General features: G+C 70.0%; 2 protein-coding genes. Both read left to right on the top strand.

Annotated features, from left to right (window positions below):
* A partial coding sequence (locus tag A612_RS09990; RefSeq protein ID WP_019374353.1) for an acetyl-CoA C-acyltransferase family protein occupies positions 1-1131 on the top strand: 1131 nt, incomplete at its 5' end.
* A gap of 43 nt (positions 1132-1174) precedes the next feature.
* Positions 1175-2158 (top strand): Bug family tripartite tricarboxylate transporter substrate binding protein, encoded by a 984-nt coding sequence (locus A612_RS09985; protein WP_019374352.1) that lies wholly within the window; start codon positions 1175-1177, stop codon positions 2156-2158.
* Positions 2159-2231 lie beyond the last annotated feature (73 nt).

Here is a 2231-nt window from a genome sequence, read left to right as displayed (position 1 = left end):
GGCGCCAGCCTCAAGGATGTCCCGCCCACCGAGCTGGGTGCCCTGGTCGTGCGCGAGGCCCTGGCCCGCGCCCAGGTCGAGGGCAAGGACGTGGGCCACGTGGTCTTCGGCCACGTGGTCAACACCGAGCCGCGCGACATGTACCTCTCGCGCGTGGCGGCCATCAACGGCGGCTGCCCGAACGAGACGCCCGCACTGAACGTCAACCGCCTGTGCGGCTCTGGCCTGCAGGCCATCGTCACCGCCAGCCAGGGCATCCTGCTGGGCGACTACGACGTGGCCATCGGCGCCGGCGCCGAGAACATGAGCCGCGCGCCCTACGCCAGCCTCAACACCCGCTGGGGCGCGCGCATGGGCGACACCAAGATGGTGGACATGATGGTCGGCGCGCTGCACGACCCCTTCCACGCCATCCACATGGGCGTCACGGCCGAGAACGTCGCGCGCGAATTCGGTATCACGCGCGAGGACCAGGACGCCTTGGCGCTGGAGAGCCACCAGCGCGCCGAACGCGCCTGGGCCGAAGGCCGCTTCGATGGCCAGATCGTGCCGGTGGTGCTCAAGGGCCGCAAGGGCGAGACGCGTTTCGAGCGCGACGAGCACTTCCGCCCGGGCGCGAAGCTGGAAGATTTCCAGAAGATGAAGCCGGTGTTCCTGAAGGAAGACGGCACCGTCACGGCCGCCAACGCCTCGGGCATCAACGACGCCGCCGCCGCCGTGCTGCTGATGGAGGCGGGCGCTGCCCAGTCGCGCGGCGTGCAGCCGCTGGCGCGCCTGGTGGGCTATGCGCACGCCGGCGTGGAGCCGAAGATCATGGGCATCGGCCCGGTGCCCGCCACCAAGGCCGTGCTCGCGCGCACCGGCCTGAAACTCGACCAGATGGACGTGATCGAGGCCAACGAGGCCTTCGCGGCGCAGGCCTGTGCCGTGACGCGCGGCCTGGGCGCCGATCCGGCCAAGGTCAACCCGAACGGCTCCGGCATCTCGCTCGGCCACCCCATCGGCGCGACCGGCGCCCTGATCACCGTCAAGGCCCTGCACGAGCTGCGCCGCATCCAGGGTCGCTACGCCCTGGTGACCATGTGCATCGGCGGCGGCCAGGGCATCGCTGCGATCTTCGAGCGCATCTGAGCCGCGAGGCGCTTTTCCAACCCGATCCAAGGAGATGTTCCCCATGTTCCGTCGCCACGTCCTGGCGCTGGCCGCCCTGGCCTGCGCCTTCGGCACGGCCGTCCACGCCCAGACGGGCGCGGCCGCCAGCTACCCGACCAAGCCGATCCGGCTGATCGTTCCCTTCCCGCCCGGCGGCGGCACCGACATCCTGGCGCGCCTGGTGGGCGCCAAGCTGAGCGAGGCCAAGCAGTGGACCATCGTTGCCGAGAACAAGCCCGGCGCCGGCGGCACCATCGGCATCGGCGAGGCCGTCAAGGGCGCGCCCACGGGCTACGAGCTGGTGATGGGCCAGAAGGACAACCTGGTCATCGGTCCGTGGCTCTACAAGAATCTGCCCTGGGATCCGACACGCGACCTGACGGCCGTGGCGCACGTCGCCTACACACCGGTCATCATCGCCACCAGCGCCAACTCGAAGTTCAAGACCCTGGCCGACGTGGTCAGCGCCGCCAAGGCCAAGCCCGGCAGCGTCACCTACGGCTCGCCCGGCAACGGCACTTCGATCCACCTGGCGGGCGACCTGTTCGAGAAGGCAGCGGGCATCAAGCTCAGCCACATCCCCTACAAGGGCTCGAACCCGGCGCTGGTCGACACCCTGGCGGGCAACGTCGACCTGCTGGTCTCCTCCGTGCCCTCGGCCATCGGCCAGATCAAGGCCGGCAAGCTGCGCCCGCTGGCCGTGACCTCGGCCGCGCGCAGCTCGTCGCTGCCGGACGTGCCCACCGTGGCGGAGTCGGGCTTCAAGGACTTCGACGTGAGCACTTGGTACGGCGTGCTCGCCCCGGCCGGCACGCCCCCCGAGGTGGTGAAGACGCTGAACGCCGAGATCAACAAGCTCCTGGCCACGCCCGAGATGCAGGCCGCCATCCAGGCCCAGGGCGCCGAGGCGCGCGCCATGGGCCCGGAGGAATTTTCCGCCCTGATCCAAAAGGAATACGGCGAGTGGAAGGGCATCGTCGCCAACTCGGGCGTGCGGATCGAGTGACGAACGGATGAGCGGTGTGGCGGCCAGGTTCGCCACCTGCCCGCCACCATGAAAAAAACGGCTGCCTCGGCAG

The sequence above is a fragment of the Melaminivora alkalimesophila genome (genome assembly GCF_000282995.1).
In the GTDB taxonomy this organism is placed as follows: Bacteria; Pseudomonadota; Gammaproteobacteria; order Burkholderiales; family Burkholderiaceae_C; genus Melaminivora; species Melaminivora alkalimesophila.
Note: the sequence above shows the minus strand (reverse complement) of the source record. Positions and strands in the feature narration are given on the sequence as shown.

Bases quoted from the DNA above. Each gene is read 5' to 3' on its own strand.
- A612_RS09985 (WP_019374352.1), top strand. From the start codon at position 1,175: ATGTTCCGTCGCCACGTCCTGGCGCTGGCCGCCCTGGCCTGCGCCTTC.